This is a genomic window from Pseudomonas sp. NMI760_13 (genome assembly GCF_021283245.1).
GTDB classification, from domain to species: domain Bacteria; phylum Pseudomonadota; class Gammaproteobacteria; order Pseudomonadales; family Pseudomonadaceae; genus Aquipseudomonas; species Aquipseudomonas peradeniyensis.
In genome coordinates this window covers 1-399 of record NZ_JAJSRC010000103.1, presented here as the reverse complement: position 1 = coordinate 399, position 399 = coordinate 1, and the positions used below count along the sequence as shown (strand labels likewise).

Below are 399 nucleotides of genomic sequence, written 5' to 3'. Positions count from 1 at the left end.
CGCCCCGTAGAGTTTCTCGCTGTCGCCCCAGTCGGTGGGATCGGTGGTGGAGAAACTGGGCAGCAGCGCGGCGAGCAAGGCCCGGTCGCGCAGGAGCACGGCGCGGTAGGGCGGGCTGTTCGGGTCCTGCAGCCAGCGCTGCCACAGCGCCGCGCTGCTGCCCGGGGCAGGTGCGCGGGGTTCGCCGTCCACGTCGGGGGCCTCGGTGACGCCGCCAGCCAGGCACAGGGCCATGGTCTTGCTGTAGGCGATGCCGGACTCGCGGTCGCCGCCGTCGTAGTCGTGTTCCTCGATGGCGTGGAACAGGCTGCTGTCGCAGAGCTGGGTGTAGGCCTGGGTGTTCAGGTCGATGTAGCGCTGGTACTCGGCTTCCTGGCGCTCGTACTCGGCCTGGAAGCC

General features: G+C 70.4%; 1 pseudogene. It reads right to left on the bottom strand.

The features are described from left to right. Window positions 1–399: pseudogene (locus tag LU671_RS29840) on the bottom strand (T6SS effector BTH_I2691 family protein); the annotation flags it as partial.